This window comes from Pseudoduganella lurida (genome assembly GCF_007830455.1).
Lineage (GTDB): Bacteria > Pseudomonadota > Gammaproteobacteria > Burkholderiales > Burkholderiaceae_D > Rugamonas > Rugamonas lurida.
The window spans coordinates 1,555,246-1,571,251 of sequence record NZ_VLLB01000001.1 but is presented as its reverse complement, the minus strand read 5'-3'; the positions used below and the strand labels follow the sequence as shown (position 1 = coordinate 1,571,251).

Genomic DNA, 16,006 nt, shown 5'->3' with positions numbered 1-16,006 from the left:
ATACTAATTGCCCGTAAGGCTTGTCCCTATAACCTTGACGGTTATAGTCAATAACAAGCATTTACCTGTGTTTGAGATACCCCACTTTACTTCTTCCAGATTCAGCAGTGTCGTTGCCCCATCGGGAACGAGACTGTGTACAAGTCATGCCTGATGACCATAGCAAGTCGGTCCCACCCCTTCCCATCCCGAACAGGACCGTGAAACGACTTTGCGCCGATGATAGTGCTGCAACCAGTGTGAAAGTAGGTTATCGTCAGGCTGTTATATAGAGAAACCCCCGTCAGTGATCTGGCGGGGGTTTTTCGCATTCTGAAGGGTTATTCGGTTGCCGGGCCGGCCATTTGCCGACCTCACCTCCGCCAGGGATCTGGGGGTTAGCAGGATTTCCTCCTTCGGCTTCCAGACATGCACCCGTTTTCGAATAATCTCTCCCGACTATCGGCGTGCCAGTCCGGTTCCTCCCGCCAGATATTCTCCCCATCCGGTCTGCCTCATTGCTGGAGATCAATTTTAAAAAATCCGGCCCCGCTAAGCTCCCATTCTTTATCGTTTATCGGGACTGGGGGCTCAGCATGCTTGGAAAATTTCTGGCCGCAGCTGCGGCCTTCGTTGCATTCATCTCGACGGATTGCGTCGCAGAGGCGGCTGCCGGCAAAGCTCCCGCCGGGCTGAAGGGCGCCCTGGAACAGGAGGCGATCGGCCTCTTGCCTGCGGACGGCATGCGGCTCGTCTCCGGGAAGTGCCGCGACTGCAGGATGCTGAAGCAGGGCCTGTGGTACTTCGAAACCGAGGCCATCGCCGTGCCCCGCGACGGGGTACCGGTGTCGGGCTACACGAATGGCGTCGACCGACAGGCAGATGTGGCGAACTGGGCCGCAGCGTCCGGCGGGGAGAAGCTGGCCTATCCAATGCTCGCATGGATCGGCGCTCCGGCCATTTTCGAACACGCTGCGATGCTGCCGAGCGGCACCAGAGTGCAGACTGCCGACCAAACCGAACTCGATATCCGGCTGGCACCCAGGCTGGCCACCAACCGCTCCTATGCCAACGAGGCGACCGCCGCTTTCTTCTCGGGCCGTGAAGTGCGGATGCGCGGCGCCATCGACAGCAGCAGCGGGAACGACGTATTTGTCGCCCGCACGATCTGGCCGGCCGATTTCGCGTTCGATCCCGCGCGGCTGGCAGCCAGACCGCTGCAATCGCCGGCCGACCTCGCCGCATTCGTGCGCGCGCCGGTCAAGCCCGCGCGCGGCATCGAAACGCGTCTGCTGTGGGAGCGGCATCCGGGCCAGCCCCGCAACTGGCAGCGCAAGCCGGTACTGGGTTTTCTCCTGAATGGCGCACAGGGTGACGACGACGAGTCGCTGGGTGGTCATTTCGCCGTCGCCACAGGCCGGATCGGTGTGCACGGCGAATGGTTCGACTGGGCCGTCAACAATTTCTACAATCTTGACGCCGTCAGCGAGAAGGGCATCGTCGCGGCCACGCTGCCGATGGATAACTACCTGATGGACCTGAACAGCGGCCAGCAGTACTACCGCCCGTCGACGATGCTGGTGGCGGTCCTGAATCACGAGCGTACCGCCGCTGCATTCCAGGGCGGCGTGCAGCGCGTGTTCAACCACCTGTACCGCCATGATTTCCAGTACCGCCATGCCACTGCCAACTGCGCCGGCATCAGCCTGGACGTGTTCGATGCGCTCGGCTGGCGGATTCCCCGCCGCGGGCCCACGGCGCCGCTGAAATCGCTGGGCGCCTATGCCTACATCGCAGCGAAGGACGTCAGCTTGCAAAGCGGCCGCAGGATCTACGATTACCTGAACGAGGAGCAGACGCGGCTCCTGCCAGCCGTGGCTTTCGAGGCCGCCGGCCTGGATCTGCTGTCGATGGTCGGCGCATCGGGCACCGGCCGTCCTCTGAGCGGCTACGAGCGCCTGCTGGCCGGCGATGTCGAGGCCATTTTCCTCGTGCGGATTCCACAGGTGCCCTCCAGCCGCGCGACGGGTTCGGCGCCGGTCTTCTCCTTCGACGAATTTCGCGCGCGGGTACCGGCCGACCAGGCGGACTGGAAGACCGTGCCGGCCGCGGTCCGTCCTTTCCCGGCAGCGTTGCGCGATGCCCGCAGTGTGCCGGAGCAGGAGCCATCGCCTGTTCCGTTGCCGATCGCCGTCATCGTCGCGGGCATCGGCCTGGCCGGTTGGCTCTTCTGGCGCCGCAGGGCAGCGCCGCGCGCCGTCAGCAAACAACCTGCGCCGCAGCCGGAGGAAATGACGCAGTAAGTCCACGGAGCTGCACGCGCGCATACCTGTTGCGCGCGGTTGAAAAAGTTCCTACCGCGCAATTAAATAATGATAAAATTAGTAATAACTAATTAATAAGTTTATTCACGGAAGCGCGGGATGAATAAAAAAACGCTGGGGAAGGTGGCTGCCGGCATGGCAATCGTGGCGGTCGCAGTCGTGGGATATCGGACATGGGGTTGGGGGCATCTGTCGGGGAACGTCAATGCGCTTCACCTCGACCTGTCGAAGCCGGATGCGCTGATCGTCACGAAAAGCCTGTCGACGCTGCCGCGGGACCTGCTGACGATTCCCCTCGCGCGCGACGTGCTGCGCGAGGACTTCCTGTTCTACTACGAGCAGAACGACGACCGGCTGGGCCTGAAGGGCAGCCTGCGCCGCATCGCCTACGAGCACGAGCTGAACTGGGGCGACCAGCTGATCCGCACGGTCCTCGACCAGCCTGCGGACGTGGCGCTGTGGCGCGATGCAGACGGACGGCTGCAGCATTTCGCGATCGCCGTCTCGCGCAACGGGCTGACGAAGGTGCTGGAAGAAGCCGGCAAGGTCGCGCTGAAAGATTCGCAGCTGAAGATCGCCGGCGAACTGGGTGTCGACGGCGATGACGTAAAGGTCTTCGCGCTCGAATATGCCCAGGGCCGCACGCTGCTGTTTGCCGCCCATGGCGAGCGCCTGGTGATCCTGTCGCACGCCGGCATGCTGTACGGCGGCGAGGACGGCAAGAAAACCGATCGCGCAGCCGAGAAGGCCGTCATCGCGCTGCTGGCGAAAGACCCGGCGGGCCAGCGCGCTTTCCATGACCAGTTCCATCTGGCGAAAGGCCCCGTCGACGGCCACAGCGTCGCCGTGAAGGCCGACTTCCTCTCCTTCGGCTACCAGCCGTTCTTCGGCGCGCTGGAAGCCCTGCGCTTCGACTTCAGCAAGGGCGCGTGGCGCTCGCAGGCGCTGCTCGACGCGACCAGGCTGCAGAAGGGCGGCTACGACAGCACGGCGCTGTGGTCGTCGCTCCCGCACAATCCGAGCGCCTGCTTTACCGTCCCGGCGGACTGGAAATCGATGGAGCCGGTCCTCCAGCGCATCGACAGCAAGGAACCGTTGCAGCCATTGGCCGCACAGATGACCGGCCCTGCAGCGGCCTGCTGGTACGGCGATTCGCGCCTGCACACGCCGGTGTTCGTTGCAACGCGCGCGCAAGCATCGGAGGCCCTGCTGGGCAACCTGTTCGCCGCCACCGTCGGCGGCAAGGGCGAGCCACCGAAGGGGACTGCAGCGAATGGCGCGACGCAGTGGCAGCGTACCGTCGCCACGCAGCAGGGCAATGCGCAGCCGACGCTGGCCGTGTCCGGCAACGTGGTCGTCTTCTCGGCCGACGCGGCACTGGTGAACAAGGTGCTGCAGGTGCGGCGCAAGCAGGCCGCCGCCATCGCCGACCAGCTGCCCGATGCGGCGCACACCGTGGGCGTGATCGCCCCCGCGTCGCTGGCGCGGCTGATCGAAACCGAAGCGTTCGGCAGCCTGCCGCCAGGGCAGGAGCCCGTGCTGCGTGCCGCGGCGGACCAGCATCTGGTGCCGCGCCTGAACGCATTGAAAAAATATCCGGCCTACCGGATGGTGCTCAGGCAGCTGCCCGCATCGGGCATCGCCTGGGCGCCGCTGGAATGGCAGGCGATCGCGCGCTGATGGACCGCCGCACGGGCATCATGGCGATGGCGGCCGTCATCGCAGCACCCGCATGGGCATTGAAGCGCGCCGCGACGGAGCAGGTGCGCCTGACGCCGCCGCAAAGCCGCGCCTTCCGGGCCTGGATGCTGCGCATCGTCAGCGCGCAGATGGAGGGGGGGCCATCGCCGCGCTGGCATCACCGCGACTGCGCGGGCCTGGTGCGCTTCGCCGTCAACGAGGCGCTGGTCCCGCACGATGCGAAATGGCTGCGCGCGAACGGCATCGCCACCGACCGGCGCCTGCCGCCCGAGCTGGACCTGACACCGCCGCAGGCCGCGCTGCGCAACCGCTGGGTGCAGTCGGATGGCCAGGTCGGTCACTTCGTCACCGCCATCGCGCTGGTGCAGAACAACAGCCGCTTCGTGTCGCGCGAGATGGGCCAGGCGCAGCCGGGCGACCTGCTGTTCTTCGACCAGGGCGACGAGCAGCACCTGATGGTGTGGATGGGCGGACGCATCGCCTACCACACCGGTACCAATACCCCGACGGACAACGGTCTGCGCACCGTCGGCCTCCAACAACTCACGACGTGGAAGGACACCCGGTGGCAACCGACGGTCGACAATCCCAATTTCGCCGGCATCTATCGGCTCTCGTTTCTGTCCTGAAGCTGTGCGTGCTGACGGCGTGGCTGGCGTTGCTGGCCACGCCGGGCGGCGCCGTCGCGCAGGAGCCCAGCAACTACACGCCGTTCAAGGGCGAGCCGTTCTTCCTGCTGGCCGACACCGGCTTCGGTTCGGCCGAAGAGGCGCGCGTGCGGCTGGAAGTGCCGGGCCGCGACATGGCGCGCATGACGCTGGAAGCCTACTCGGGGGCGGACATCGTCGTGTACCGCGTGCCCGAGCCGCTCGAGTTCCTGAAGAAGCAGCGCAACCTGCACCGCGTCCAGGTCGAGGGCAATTTCCAGGGCGAGGGACTGGCCAACACGCTGCGCTACCTGTGGGACAGCTGGTGGAAGCAGTCGCGCCTCGCCTGGCGCAAGCTGTTCTCGAGCGATGCGCGCAAGGCCGTCACCACCGAGCAGCCACAGTTGAAGACGAATGAAGCCATCCGCCGGCCCACGGTCTTCCAGAACAATCCCCAGTACAAGCCCCTGAAGGGCTACGACATGGTGGACAGCTTCCGTTATCCGATCTGGCGCGCGCAGCCGATCCAGCCGCCGAAGGGCGTCAAGCTGGATGGCTCGAGCAGCGAATTCATCGAGGCGGGACCGGGCAATGTGATGATCCCGATCGGCAAGCGCAAGCCGGGCCTGTACCTGGTGGAGGCCATCATCGGCGAGCACCGTGCCACCACGCTGGTCTTCGTCTCCGACACGGTGGCCGTCACCAAGGTCTCGGCCGGCCAGATGCTCGTGTGGAGCACGCGGCGTGACAACAGCGCCGCCGTGGCGGGCACGAACCTGGTGTGGACCGATGGCACGGGCGTGCTGCAGTCCGGCGTCACGGGTGCCGATGGCGTCGCGTCGCTGGAACGCAGCAGCCCGGAACACACCTACGTGATGGGCGAGGACAAATCGGGCGGCGTGTTCGTCTCCGAGAATTTTTACTATGACAGCGAGATCTACAACACCAAGCTGTATGCCGTGACGGACCGCCCGTTGTACCGGCCCGGCGACGAAGTCAACGTCAAGTTCCTGGGCCGCGAATTCACCTCCGCCCGCAACTCGCAGGCCGCCGCGGCAGCACCCATCGGCCTCACCGTGTTCGACCCGAACGGCACGCCACTGCTGACGCAGACGCTGCAGCTCTCGCCCGACACGGGCAGCGAAACGCGCTTCCGCCTGCCCGAAGGCGCGACTGCCGGCGGCTATGAACTGCGCTTCAGCTACCAGGGCGGCCTGTATGGCGCTGCCTTCCGCGTGGCCGAATACATCAAGCCCCACTTCGAGATCGACGTGCAGCCCGCCAAGCCCGAGTTCAAGACGGGCGAGCGGGTCGACGGCAAGATCGCCCTGCGCTATGCGGACGGCAAGCCGGTGAAGAACGCGGCCCTCACGCTGTCGCTGCGCGGCCAGCAGAACACGCTGGTGGAAGGCGAGCTGCGCTACAGTGGCCTGTTCCCCGTCGACCTGAAGACCGTCGAACTGAAGACGGACAGCAGCGGCAATGCCGACTTCTCGCTGCCGCCGGCGGCCGATCCGTCGCGCTACATCCTCACCATCCTGGCCACCGATGGCGCAGCGTACCGCGTCAAGGCCACGCGCGAGCTGCTGATCGCCCGCTCCGCCACCACGTACCAGCTGAAGGCCGCGCGCCAGTTCTCCGACCCGGGCCAGACCATCCGCTTCGACGTCGTGCCGCAGGCGGGCGGCACCACCGACGCCAAGGCGGTGAAATGGGAAATGGTGCAGCTCGAATCGCAGACGAAGACGGAAGGCGCGTTCAACCCCGCCGCGAAGACGTGGGACGTGAAGTTCCCGGCAGCCGGCTCGTACCAGCTGAACCTGCGCGACGAACGGGGCAACCTGGTGGCCGCCACCAGCCACTGGGTCAGCGGCGCGGGGCTGAAGACGACGCCCGGCAGCATCGAGATCGTGCTGGACAAGGCACGCTACCGCGCCGGCGAAACGGCCGAGGCGCTCGTCACGTTCTCCGGCCCCGCCGACCAGGCGCTCGTGACGCTGGAACGGGACAAGGTCGAACAGTATGGCCTGCTGCAGGGCGGCGCAGCGTGGTTCAAGGCCACGCGCGTGGCGCCAAACCAGTGGCGCGTGCGCATTCCCGTCAGCGCGGAGCACGGCCCGAACATCACGTTCTCCGTGGCCCAGGTGCGCAATGGCGAATTCGTGTTCGAGAACGCCGGCCTGCAGATCATCGAGCCCCGCATCGCGCTGCAGTTCGCGACCGACAAGCCGGTCTACCAGCCGGGCGAGAAGGTCACGCTGGATGTCACGGCCACGCTGGACGGCAAGCCCGTGGCGACGCTGGTGGCGCTGGGCGTCGTCGACGAGATGATCTACGTGCTGCAGCCGGAGATCGCACCGGAGATCGGCGACTTCTTCTACCACCCGCGCCGCAACAACGTGCGCACCACGGCCAGCCTGTCGTTCATCAGCTACGACCTGGCGCAGGGCCGCCTGTCCGGCACGCCGGCGCGGCACAACTACAACGAGCGCGGCGTGAAGGTGCTGGAACGGCCGCGCCGCGACAATGTCGATACCGCGCTGTGGGTGCCGTCGCTGCAGACGGATGCCGCAGGGCGTGCCCGCGTCACGTTCACGATGCCCGATGCGCTGACGCGCTGGCGCATCACGGGGCGCGCGATGGACGCGCAGGGCCGCGTGGGCCAGCGCACCGGCTACCTGCGCTCGGACAAGGCGTTCTTCGCCAAGTGGACGGCGCCGGGCTGGATGCGTGCCGGCGATGCGCCGCGCGCCACCGTCGCCGTGTTCAACCAGAGCGGTGCGAAGGCGGCGCTGGAAGTGGCACTCACCACCAATGCCGGCATGAAGAGCGTCAAGCTCGATGCGGCACCGGGCGCCAGTTTCGTCGAATTCCCGCTGGCCGCCACGGCCGGTGCGCTGCACCTGGAAGTCAAGCAGAACGGCAAGGTGGTCGATGCCCTCGACACGGCCATGCAGGTGCAGCCGGCCGGCTGGAGCAGCCCCCGTTCGCTGACCGTGCCGCTGGCCGGTGCCGTCACGCCCCTGAAACTGCCGGCCGATGCGCGCAATGTGCGTGTCTCGTTCGCGCAGGGTGCGGCCAGCCACTTTGCCCGCATCGCGGAAGACCTGCTCGACTACCCGTTCGGCAGCGTCGAGCAGACCGCCAGCCGCATCATCCCGCTGACGATGGTGGCGCAAAGCCTGCCGCCGGATGCGGCCGGCCTGAAGGACCGCCTGATGGCCAGCCTGCAGAACCAGCGCCTGCGCCTGGTGCAGATGGCGGGACCGGATGCCGTGTTCGGCTGGTGGGGCAACGGCACGCAGGACAGCGCGCTGATGACGGCGTATGCGTATTACGCCGACTGGTACGCGGCGCGGGCGCTGAAGATCGATCTTCCGGCGGAACACTGGGACAACCTGCTGAAGGTCTACAGCGACCACGGCCTGCTGGAAAGCGTGGGCCATCGCGCGCTGACGCTGTGGATGGCGCACGACATCGGCCTGCCGACGAAGACGCTGGCCTCCGGGCTGGTGGACAGCGCGATGGCCACCACGCCTGCCACCGGTGCCGGCCGGTTGCCCGCAACGTCCAGCGCCATGCTGGGCGACGATGCCGCCACGCAGGCGATGGCACTGGGGCTGACCGCCGTCGTGGCGGCCGAGAACGGCGTCGTCCTGCCCGAGGCGCTGCAGGGGCGCGTGACGGCGGCGTGGCAAACGCTGCGCGAGAATCCCGCACCGGCCGCGCAGGCGCTGCTGCTGCTGGCGGGCGAACTGCCGGCGACGCAGGCCGAAGCGGTACTGGCATCGGTGCGCGCCGACATGCCGACGCTGGACCGCGCGCTCACGCTGCTGTGGGTGCAGAAGAAGCTGGGCGGCGCCGCATATAAAACAGAAGGCAAGGGGCCTGCGCTGGCAGCCGAAGGCACCTGGCGCAAGGTGGACACGGCCGGCGGCCAGGCGCAGTGGCGGTGGACCGATCCGAAGGCGCTGCCGGCCCAGCTGCAGGTGGCGGGTACGCCGGCCGCCGGCACCGTCGCGGTGGTGCAGTACGACAGCCGCGCGGCGGAAACGGCGGCGCTGCCGGTCACCGTCGAACGCCGCATCCTGCGCATGAAGGCCGTCAGCGGTGGCTACACCACCGAGCCCGTGAAGGCGGACGAAGCACTGCGCACCGATGAGCTGTACCTCGATGAGATCCGTCTGAAACCGGCGGGTGGTGGCAAGCAGCGCTTCGGCATGCTGGAGGTGCCGCTGCCGCCGGGCGCCAACGTGGAACAGACGACCTGGGGCATCGTCATGGCGGGCGACAAGCCCGCACCGCTGGAACGGGCCCGCCATGCGGAGCGGCCGGATGGCTACACGGTCCCCGTCGATCCGCTGGAAGGCGAAACGGTGGTGCGCCACCTGCTGCGCTTTGGCCAGAAGGGCAGTTACGTGCTGCCGCCGGCGCGCTACTACCGCGTCTACCAGCCGGAGCAGAAGGCGCTGGAAGGCAACGGCAAGCTGCAGCGCACGCTGAAAGTGGAATGATGCGACCCTCTGCCGCGCTGGCTGCCATTCTGCTTGTCCCGGCCTTGGCCGGTGCCGCCTCGCTCGACGTGGCCTGGCGCCGCGACGGGCAGACGCAGGTCACGCAGCTGCGCGACGGCGGTCCGGCACCGCAGCCGTTCGACGGCGGCCGCGCCGTGCCGCTCGGTAGCCTGTGGAAACTGTTCGTCTACGTCTATGCGGTGGACACGCGCACGCCGCTCCCGGCCTACCGTTGCACGGGCCGCGATCCGGAAGAGGTGTACTGCTGTGATGCCGGCAAGTCGGTCGAGCGCGATGCGGCGCTGGCGCAGTCGTGCGGTCCGTTCTTCGCGCCGCGGCGGCTGAGGATCGGCGATGCGCCGTGGCGCGCGTACTGGACGGAGCGGCTCGGCAGCGCACCAGCGGGCGACACCGCCTGGCTGGGCGCGCCGGCCCGCCTGTCGCCGGAACGCACGGTACGGCTGGACAGCCTGCTGGCGGTGCTGGACAGCGTGCCCGCGGCCAGCCGCGCCGAAGCGGAAAGCGCGCTGCTGCGCGTGGTGCTCGATGGCCGCGGTGCGGACACGGTGCGCTGGTTCGGCAGCCAGCTGCGCGTCAAGACGTTCTCGTGGCACGAAACGCCGCAACGTGGCGGCAGCGACCAGCGCCTGGGGGGCGCAGCCGGCTGGCTGGCCGACGGCACGCCCGTCTGGTTTGCCGGCACGGGCGCCAGCGCCGCGATCTTCCGCCAGTGGGCGCCACGCCTCGCCGCCGCCCTGCCGCCCGCGCAGCCGGAAGACAGCGGCTGCGTGACGGTCGACTATTTCACCCGCTATCCTCTGAGGAGCGTGACGGGGCCGCGCGGTCCCGTCACGAAGGGGCCGCTGAATGGCCGCCATGTCGTGCAGTTCGAGAACGGCAACAGCCTGGCGGTGCAGGGCACCGGCGACATGCTGGTCGAGCGCGATGCCGCGGGCCGGCCGCAGGTACGGGGCCGCTTCACCGTCAACGAATACGTGGCGCGCGTGGTGGACCGCGAGGGCGGCACGGCGCAGCCGGAAGCGGCCAAGGCGCTGGCCATCGCGGCGCGCAGCTATCTGCAGCAGAACGCGCAGCGCGTGGCCGGCTGCCAGCACATCGCCGACAGCAGCGCCACGCAGCGCGTCAGCCCGAATCCGCCCAGCGCCGCGGCACTGCACGGCGCGCGCTGGACCGACCAGCTGGTGATCGAGGACGCCACGGTGCGCTATCACCGCGATGCGCCCGCGCCGGACACGCTGGCCTGGACGCAGGCGGTGGCCCAGGCGCGCGATGGCAAGCGCTTCGACGAGCTGCTAGCAGCCACCTGGCCGCGTGGCACGCTGGGCATCGCCGGCAACAGCGGCACGCGCTGCCGCCGGCTGGCCAGCAACGAGGACTGGCTGGCGCGGGCCCTGCCGCGCTGGGAACGCACCCTGCGCAGCGAGGCAGGCTACGAACGGCCCGCCGTGCTGCCGCTCGTCTGTGCGCTGAACACGGGCGCGCCGTACTCGGAGCAGTCACGCAACCGCATCTTCATGCGCCCGCTGGCCTCGCGCGAGGACCGCATCACGCTGGCCCACGAATACCTGCACCTGGGCCTGCGCATGCATCCGCGCGGCCAGGACGAAGCCTATGTCGAGCGCCTGGCGCGCCGGCTGGCGGAACTGAATCCGGAGACGTTATGAACCGACTTCTGGCATGCGCGCTATGTGGTGCCCTCGGCTTTGCCCTCGCATCCACCCACGCGCAGGAACGCACCCTCACGGCGCCCACCGGCGGCTGGAACCGCGCCGGCCTGACCGACAAGTCCGCCGAACTGGCCAAGAACTATCCCTACTCGCTGATCGACCGCGGCGCGCAGAAGAACCGCCGCATGATCACGGGCCACCTGGCGCAGGCCGGCACCAAGCGGCCGTTCCCGAAGCTGGTCGTGAACGGCAACCCCACGCCGCTGTACACGGACGACGAAGGCCGCTACGCGCGCGCCTACTCGTTCGGCGCCGGTTCGAACAGCGTGGAGATCCGCGGTGCGGACGGCAGGAGCGTCAAGCGCGTGCAGTTCTACGAGGCCGACAGCGGCCGGCCGCAGCCCGTCATCCGCGTGGTCGCCGCGTGGGACGACAACCAGGCCGAGGTGGACCTGCACGTCGTCACGCCGGACGGCCAGCATGCCTTCTGGGCCCATCCGGCCCTGAGCAATGGCGGCGGGCTCGATGGCGACACGGTGGACGGCCCCGGACCTGAAAACTTCGTGATGACGGCGCCGCAGAAGGGCACCTACCAGGTGTGGATCAACTACTGGGGCAACTTCGGCGCGTCCGGCTACCACTTCGACGAGGCCACGCGCCAGTACCCCGTCGTCACCAGCCGCGTCACGCTCGTGTTCAACGAGAACACGCCGAAGGAACGGCGGGAGGACTTCGTGATCCCGCTGCGTAATATCGGCGAGCTGACGCTCGTGAAAACCTTCCGGTTCTGACCATGGCACGACGACTTTTAACCGCATTCGCCTTGCTGGCCACCGCCAGCCATGCCCAGGTAACGATCGACACGCCGCAGGGCGGCTGGCGCAATTCGGCCGGCGCGCGCGAGCTGTACACGCAGGGCATCAACTATCCGGCCAATACGGTCAACCTGCAGCCGGGCCAGGCGCAGTCGGCACAGATCCGCGGCCGCATTGCCAATGCCGTGAAGGGCAAGCCCGCCACGCTGGTCGTCAATGGCGTGGCCATGCCGCTGGAAGTGCACGAGGATGGCAGCTTCGGCCGGCCCTACGGCTTCGGCAGCGGCTCGAACAGCGTCGAAGTCCGTTCCGCCGACGGAAAAAGCCGCACGCGCACGCAGTTCGTCGACAGCTATGCCGGCAAGACGCAGGCGCGGCTGCGCGTGGTGCTGTCGTGGGACAGCGCCGGCACGGACCTGGACCTGCACGTCGTCACGCCCGGCGGCGGCCACGCCTGGTACGGCAACCGCGTGGTGCCCGATGGCGGGGCGCTCGATGTCGATGTCACCACCGGCTATGGCCCGGAGATTTTCTCCAGCGCGATGCCGCCGAAGGGCAATTACCACGTCTACGTGAACTACTACGGCAGCGGCGGCAACCAGCAGGCCGTCACCGTGGCGCAGGTCGCCGTCATCACCAACGAAGGCACGCCGCGCGAAAAGCAGCAGGTGTTCCAGGTGCCGCTGCGCGCCGCCGGCGAGCTGACGCTGGTGAAATCCTTTGTCTTCCCCTGAGAGACGACCACATGAGCAACCCCATGAGCAACCCCATGAGCAACCCCATGAGCAACCACATGAGTATCGCAAGCAAACACCTCGTCGCATTGGCCATGCTGGCCGCCTCCATCACCAACCCGGCCAGTGCCGCCGACAGGTTCGCCGTGACGACCGCCACGCTGCAATGCGGCGCCACGCGCTACGTGCTGGCCTCGACCTGCCGGCCCGGCAAGGACGAGACCGAACTCAATACCTGCAAGCCGCAGGTGCTGACCGTGAGCCATGCCGGCAAGGAGCGCAAGGCCACGCTGCCGGAACTGGGCAAGGCGCTGACGCGGGAGACCGGCAAGGCCGGCACGCTGAAGAACCTGTTCGTGGTGCAGTGGGGCTGCGGCAGGCGCGATGCGAAGGGCGGCGAGAACGCCGTGCTGTACTACTCGGTCGGCGGCGGCAATGCGGACTATTCGGAGGCGTTCGTCGTCTATGACGAGGCCGGGGTGGTCATCGAGGACGCCAGACGGGCCGACTACAAGGCCGCGCTGCAGGACGGCATGGACCGCCTGAAACCGGTACGGTCGATCATGCCGCGCTGACGGCAGGGTGCCACGGCCCGTGCCGCCCTGCCTATCGTGAAGGGGACGCGGCGTACCCGGCGGTACAATGGCCGTTCAACAGGAAGGACGTCCATGAACGAGCAGTTGGCCAGACAGGTGGTGCTGGTGCGCGCCATCGAGACCACCGACACCAAACACGAAGTCCTTAGCGACGACGACCGCCGCTACGCGAACCGCACCGCGCGCGAACTGGCGCAGTGGCAGGCGTCCGAAACGAAGTCGCCCGCCACCTCCAGCCATTTCCTGCAGCAGCGCTCCGAACAGATCATCCGCAAGCTGGCGCAGCGGCATCCGCCGTTTGCCGCCTTTGCGCAGCGCAATCCCGGCCTGCACAACATCACCTGGCTGCTGCCGCTGCTGGCGCTGATCCTGGGCGCCACGCTGGACCGCATCACCGATCCGCACCGCGTGGACCTGCTGTCCGCGCCGCTGCTGGCCATCATCGCCTGGAACCTGCTGGTGTATCTCGTGATGCTGGTCTGGCTGTGCATTCCGAAGGCCGGCACCACGCGCCTGCGCCGGGGCTGGATCCGCCGCCTGTCGGTCGGCACCTCGGCACTGCCGCGCAAGATGCCCAATGCGCTGGGCGCCGGCCTGCTGGCCTTCATGGCCGAGTGGGCACAGCTCAGCGCCAAGCTCAATGGCGCGCGGCTGTCGCGCACCGTGCACCTGTCGGCCGCGCTGTTCGCACTGGGCGCCGTGCTGTCGCTGTACGCGCGCGGCATGCTGGCGCAGTATGGCGCCGGCTGGGAAAGCACCTTCCTCGTGCCGGCCCAGGTGCACGAGCTGCTGACCGTGCTGTTCTGGCCGGCGACGACGGTGTTCCACCTGCCTGGCTTCACGCTGGCGGACGTGCAGGCGCTGAACTACCAGACCGGCACGCTCACGGCCGGCGCGGCGGGTGGCGCGCGCTGGGTGCACCTGTACGCGGCCACGATCGTGCTGCTGGTGATCCTGCCGCGCCTCGTGCTGGCCGGCTTCGCGGCGGCCCGCGCAGCCGTGCTGAAACGCCGCTTCCCCCTCGACCTGGACCAGCCGTATTTCCGCCAGCTGAGCGATGCTGCCGGCGGTGAAGCGGGGGTGCTGCGCGTGATCCCTTACAGCTACACGGTGGACGAAGCGCGCAGCCGTGGCCTGGAGGCGGTGGCCGTGCAACTCCTGGGCGAGCGGGCCACGGCACGGCTGCTGCCGGCAGTGCCGTATGGCGCGGATCTCGCGGCTGCCAATATCGACCCCGCCGACAAGAGCGCCACCTCGACCGTGCTGCTGTTCAGCCTTGCCGCCACGCCGGAGAAGGAGAACCACGGCGCCCTCATCGTGCAGGCGCTGGCGTCGCTGGCACAACGGCCGGGCGTACTGCTCGACGAATCCGCGTTCAGCGCACGCAGCACCGATCCGCTGCGGCTGCGCGAACGCGTCGAGCTGTGGCGCGAGTTCTGCATCTTCCATGGCGCGGAACCGACGGTCGTCAACCTGCTGCCCCCAGCGCCGGCGGGAGACATCGCATGAGCGGCGACAGGAACAACACGATCGAGCTGGCGCTCGTTTCGCACACCAACAATGGCAAGACCACGCTGGCGCGCACGCTGCTGGGCATGGACGTGGGCGAAGTGCGCGATGCGGCGCACGTGACGGCGCTCAGCGAGGCGCACACGCTTCAGGCCACCGAAGCGGGCGACCGCCTGCTGCTGTGGGACACGCCCGGCTTCGGCGACTCGGTGCGCCTGATGAAGCGCCTGGCCATGGCGCGCAATCCGATCGGCTGGTTCCTGCGCGAGGTGGTGGACCGTTACCGCGACCGGCCGTTCTGGCTCAGCCAGCAGGCGCTGCGCGCGGCGCGCGATGCGGCCGACGTGGTGCTGTACCTCGTGAACTCGGCCGAACGTCCCGAGGATGCCGGCTATCTCGCTTCCGAGATGCACATCCTGCAGTGGCTGGACAAGCCCGTGCTGGTGCTGCTCAACCAGATGGGGCCACCGCGGCCCGCGCACAAGGAGGCAGCGGAGCAGGGCCGCTGGCGCGAGCACCTGCGCCAGTATGGCGTGGTGCGCGACGTGCTGCCGCTGGACGCGTTCGCGCGCTGCTGGGTGCACGAGCGCGTGTTCTACGAAGCGGTGGGGCGGCTGGTGCCGGAAGAAAAGCGTGCGGCGCACGACCGCCTGTTCGACAGCTGGGAAACGCAGAACGCGCGCCGCTTCCACCAGTCGATGGCCATCATCGCGCAGCAGCTGCACGATGCGGTGCGTGACCGCCAGCTCGTCGAGACGGAAGACAAGGGCGTGGTCGGCGCGGCCCTGAAACTGGTCGGCATCGGCAAGGGCGACGAGCGCAAGCGCCAGGAGCGGGCCATGAACACGCTGGTGGCGCGCCTCAATCTCGGCATCGGCCAGGCCACGGTCTGCCTGCTGGCGCTGCACCGCCTCGATGCCAGCGCGGCGCCCACCATCAATGCCCGCGTCAGCAACAACTTCGTCGTGCGTGCACCCGTCGAGAAGGCCCAGGCGGCGCTGCTGGGTGCCATCGTTTCGGGGGCTGCGACGGGTTTGTCCGCGGACCTGGCGGCCGGCGGCCTCACGCTCGGCACCGGGGCGCTGCTCGGCGGCGTGATCGGCGCGCTGACGTTTGCCGGCGCCGCCTGGGGCTTCAATGCCGGCACGGAGCGGCGCATCCCGTCGATCACGCTGTCGGACGATTTCCTGCGCACGCTGCTCGTCACGAACGTGCTGCGCTACCTGGCGGTGGCCCACTTCGGCCGCGGCCGCGGCAACTTCGTCGAAAGCGAGGCGCCGGCATTCTGGCAGGACGAAGTGGAGCAGGCCGTGGCCCTGCGCGAGCCGGCCGTCGAGGCGCTCTGGCGCACGCTGCGCGAGGACGGCGCGGCCGATATCGGCCCGGCGACGCAGCTCGTCTCCGACATCGCGCTGCAGGTGCTGGAGCGGCTGTATCCGGCCACGCCGATCCTGCACGCGCGCACGGTCGCCAAATAAAAAGGGCGCTGCCCTCGCAGG

Annotated in this window: 10 protein-coding genes and 1 rRNA gene; all 11 read left to right on the top strand. The window is 68.1% G+C overall.

The genetic code is table 11. The features are described from left to right. Positions 1–149 precede the first annotated feature (149 nt). Positions 150–262 (top strand): 5S ribosomal RNA (gene rrf / locus IP91_RS06845). Between the two features lie 235 nt (positions 263–497). Beyond that, a complete protein-coding gene (locus IP91_RS06840; protein WP_145647948.1) occupies positions 498–2,282 on the top strand; it encodes a hypothetical protein in 1,785 nt (594 codons plus the stop codon). Between the two features lie 120 nt (positions 2,283–2,402). Continuing rightward, positions 2,403–3,983, top strand: coding sequence for a DUF2138 family protein (locus IP91_RS06835; protein ID WP_145647947.1), 1,581 nt, complete (start codon positions 2,403–2,405; stop codon positions 3,981–3,983). Beyond that, positions 3,962–4,633 (top strand): DUF1175 domain-containing protein, encoded by a 672-nt coding sequence (locus tag IP91_RS06830; protein ID WP_145647946.1) that lies wholly within the window; start codon positions 3,962–3,964, stop codon positions 4,631–4,633. Before IP91_RS06835 ends, IP91_RS06830 begins: the two co-directional genes overlap by 22 nt. Positions 4,634–4,641: 8 nt before the next feature. After that, the gene (locus tag IP91_RS06825; RefSeq protein ID WP_229473955.1) at positions 4,642–9,165 is read left to right on the top strand and encodes an alpha-2-macroglobulin family protein; all 4,524 of its coding nucleotides are present in this window, start codon (positions 4,642–4,644) and stop codon (positions 9,163–9,165) included. Next, entirely contained in the window at positions 9,162–10,850 is a 1,689-nt protein-coding gene (locus IP91_RS06820; RefSeq protein ID WP_229473953.1) for a DUF2300 domain-containing protein, read from the top strand. The genes IP91_RS06825 and IP91_RS06820 overlap by 4 nt, the downstream gene beginning before the upstream one ends. Continuing rightward, on the top strand, positions 10,847–11,644 hold the full coding sequence (locus IP91_RS06815) for a YfaP family protein (RefSeq protein WP_145647945.1): 798 nt from the start codon (positions 10,847–10,849) through the stop codon (positions 11,642–11,644). The genes IP91_RS06820 and IP91_RS06815 overlap by 4 nt, the downstream gene beginning before the upstream one ends. A gap of 2 nt (positions 11,645–11,646) precedes the next feature. Then, positions 11,647–12,402, top strand: coding sequence for a DUF2135 domain-containing protein (locus tag IP91_RS06810; RefSeq protein WP_145647944.1), 756 nt, complete (start codon positions 11,647–11,649; stop codon positions 12,400–12,402). A 59-nt stretch (positions 12,403–12,461) separates the two neighbouring features. Then, the gene (locus tag IP91_RS06805; protein WP_145647943.1) at positions 12,462–12,977 is read left to right on the top strand and encodes a hypothetical protein; all 516 of its coding nucleotides are present in this window, start codon (positions 12,462–12,464) and stop codon (positions 12,975–12,977) included. A gap of 93 nt (positions 12,978–13,070) precedes the next feature. Continuing rightward, positions 13,071–14,507, top strand: a complete 1,437-nt coding sequence (locus IP91_RS06800) for a DUF2868 domain-containing protein (protein ID WP_145647942.1) — start codon at positions 13,071–13,073, stop codon at positions 14,505–14,507. Next, complete coding sequence (locus IP91_RS06795) at positions 14,504–15,985, top strand: DUF3482 domain-containing protein (RefSeq protein WP_145647941.1); 1,482 nt, start codon at positions 14,504–14,506, stop codon at positions 15,983–15,985. The genes IP91_RS06800 and IP91_RS06795 overlap by 4 nt, the downstream gene beginning before the upstream one ends. Positions 15,986–16,006 lie beyond the last annotated feature (21 nt).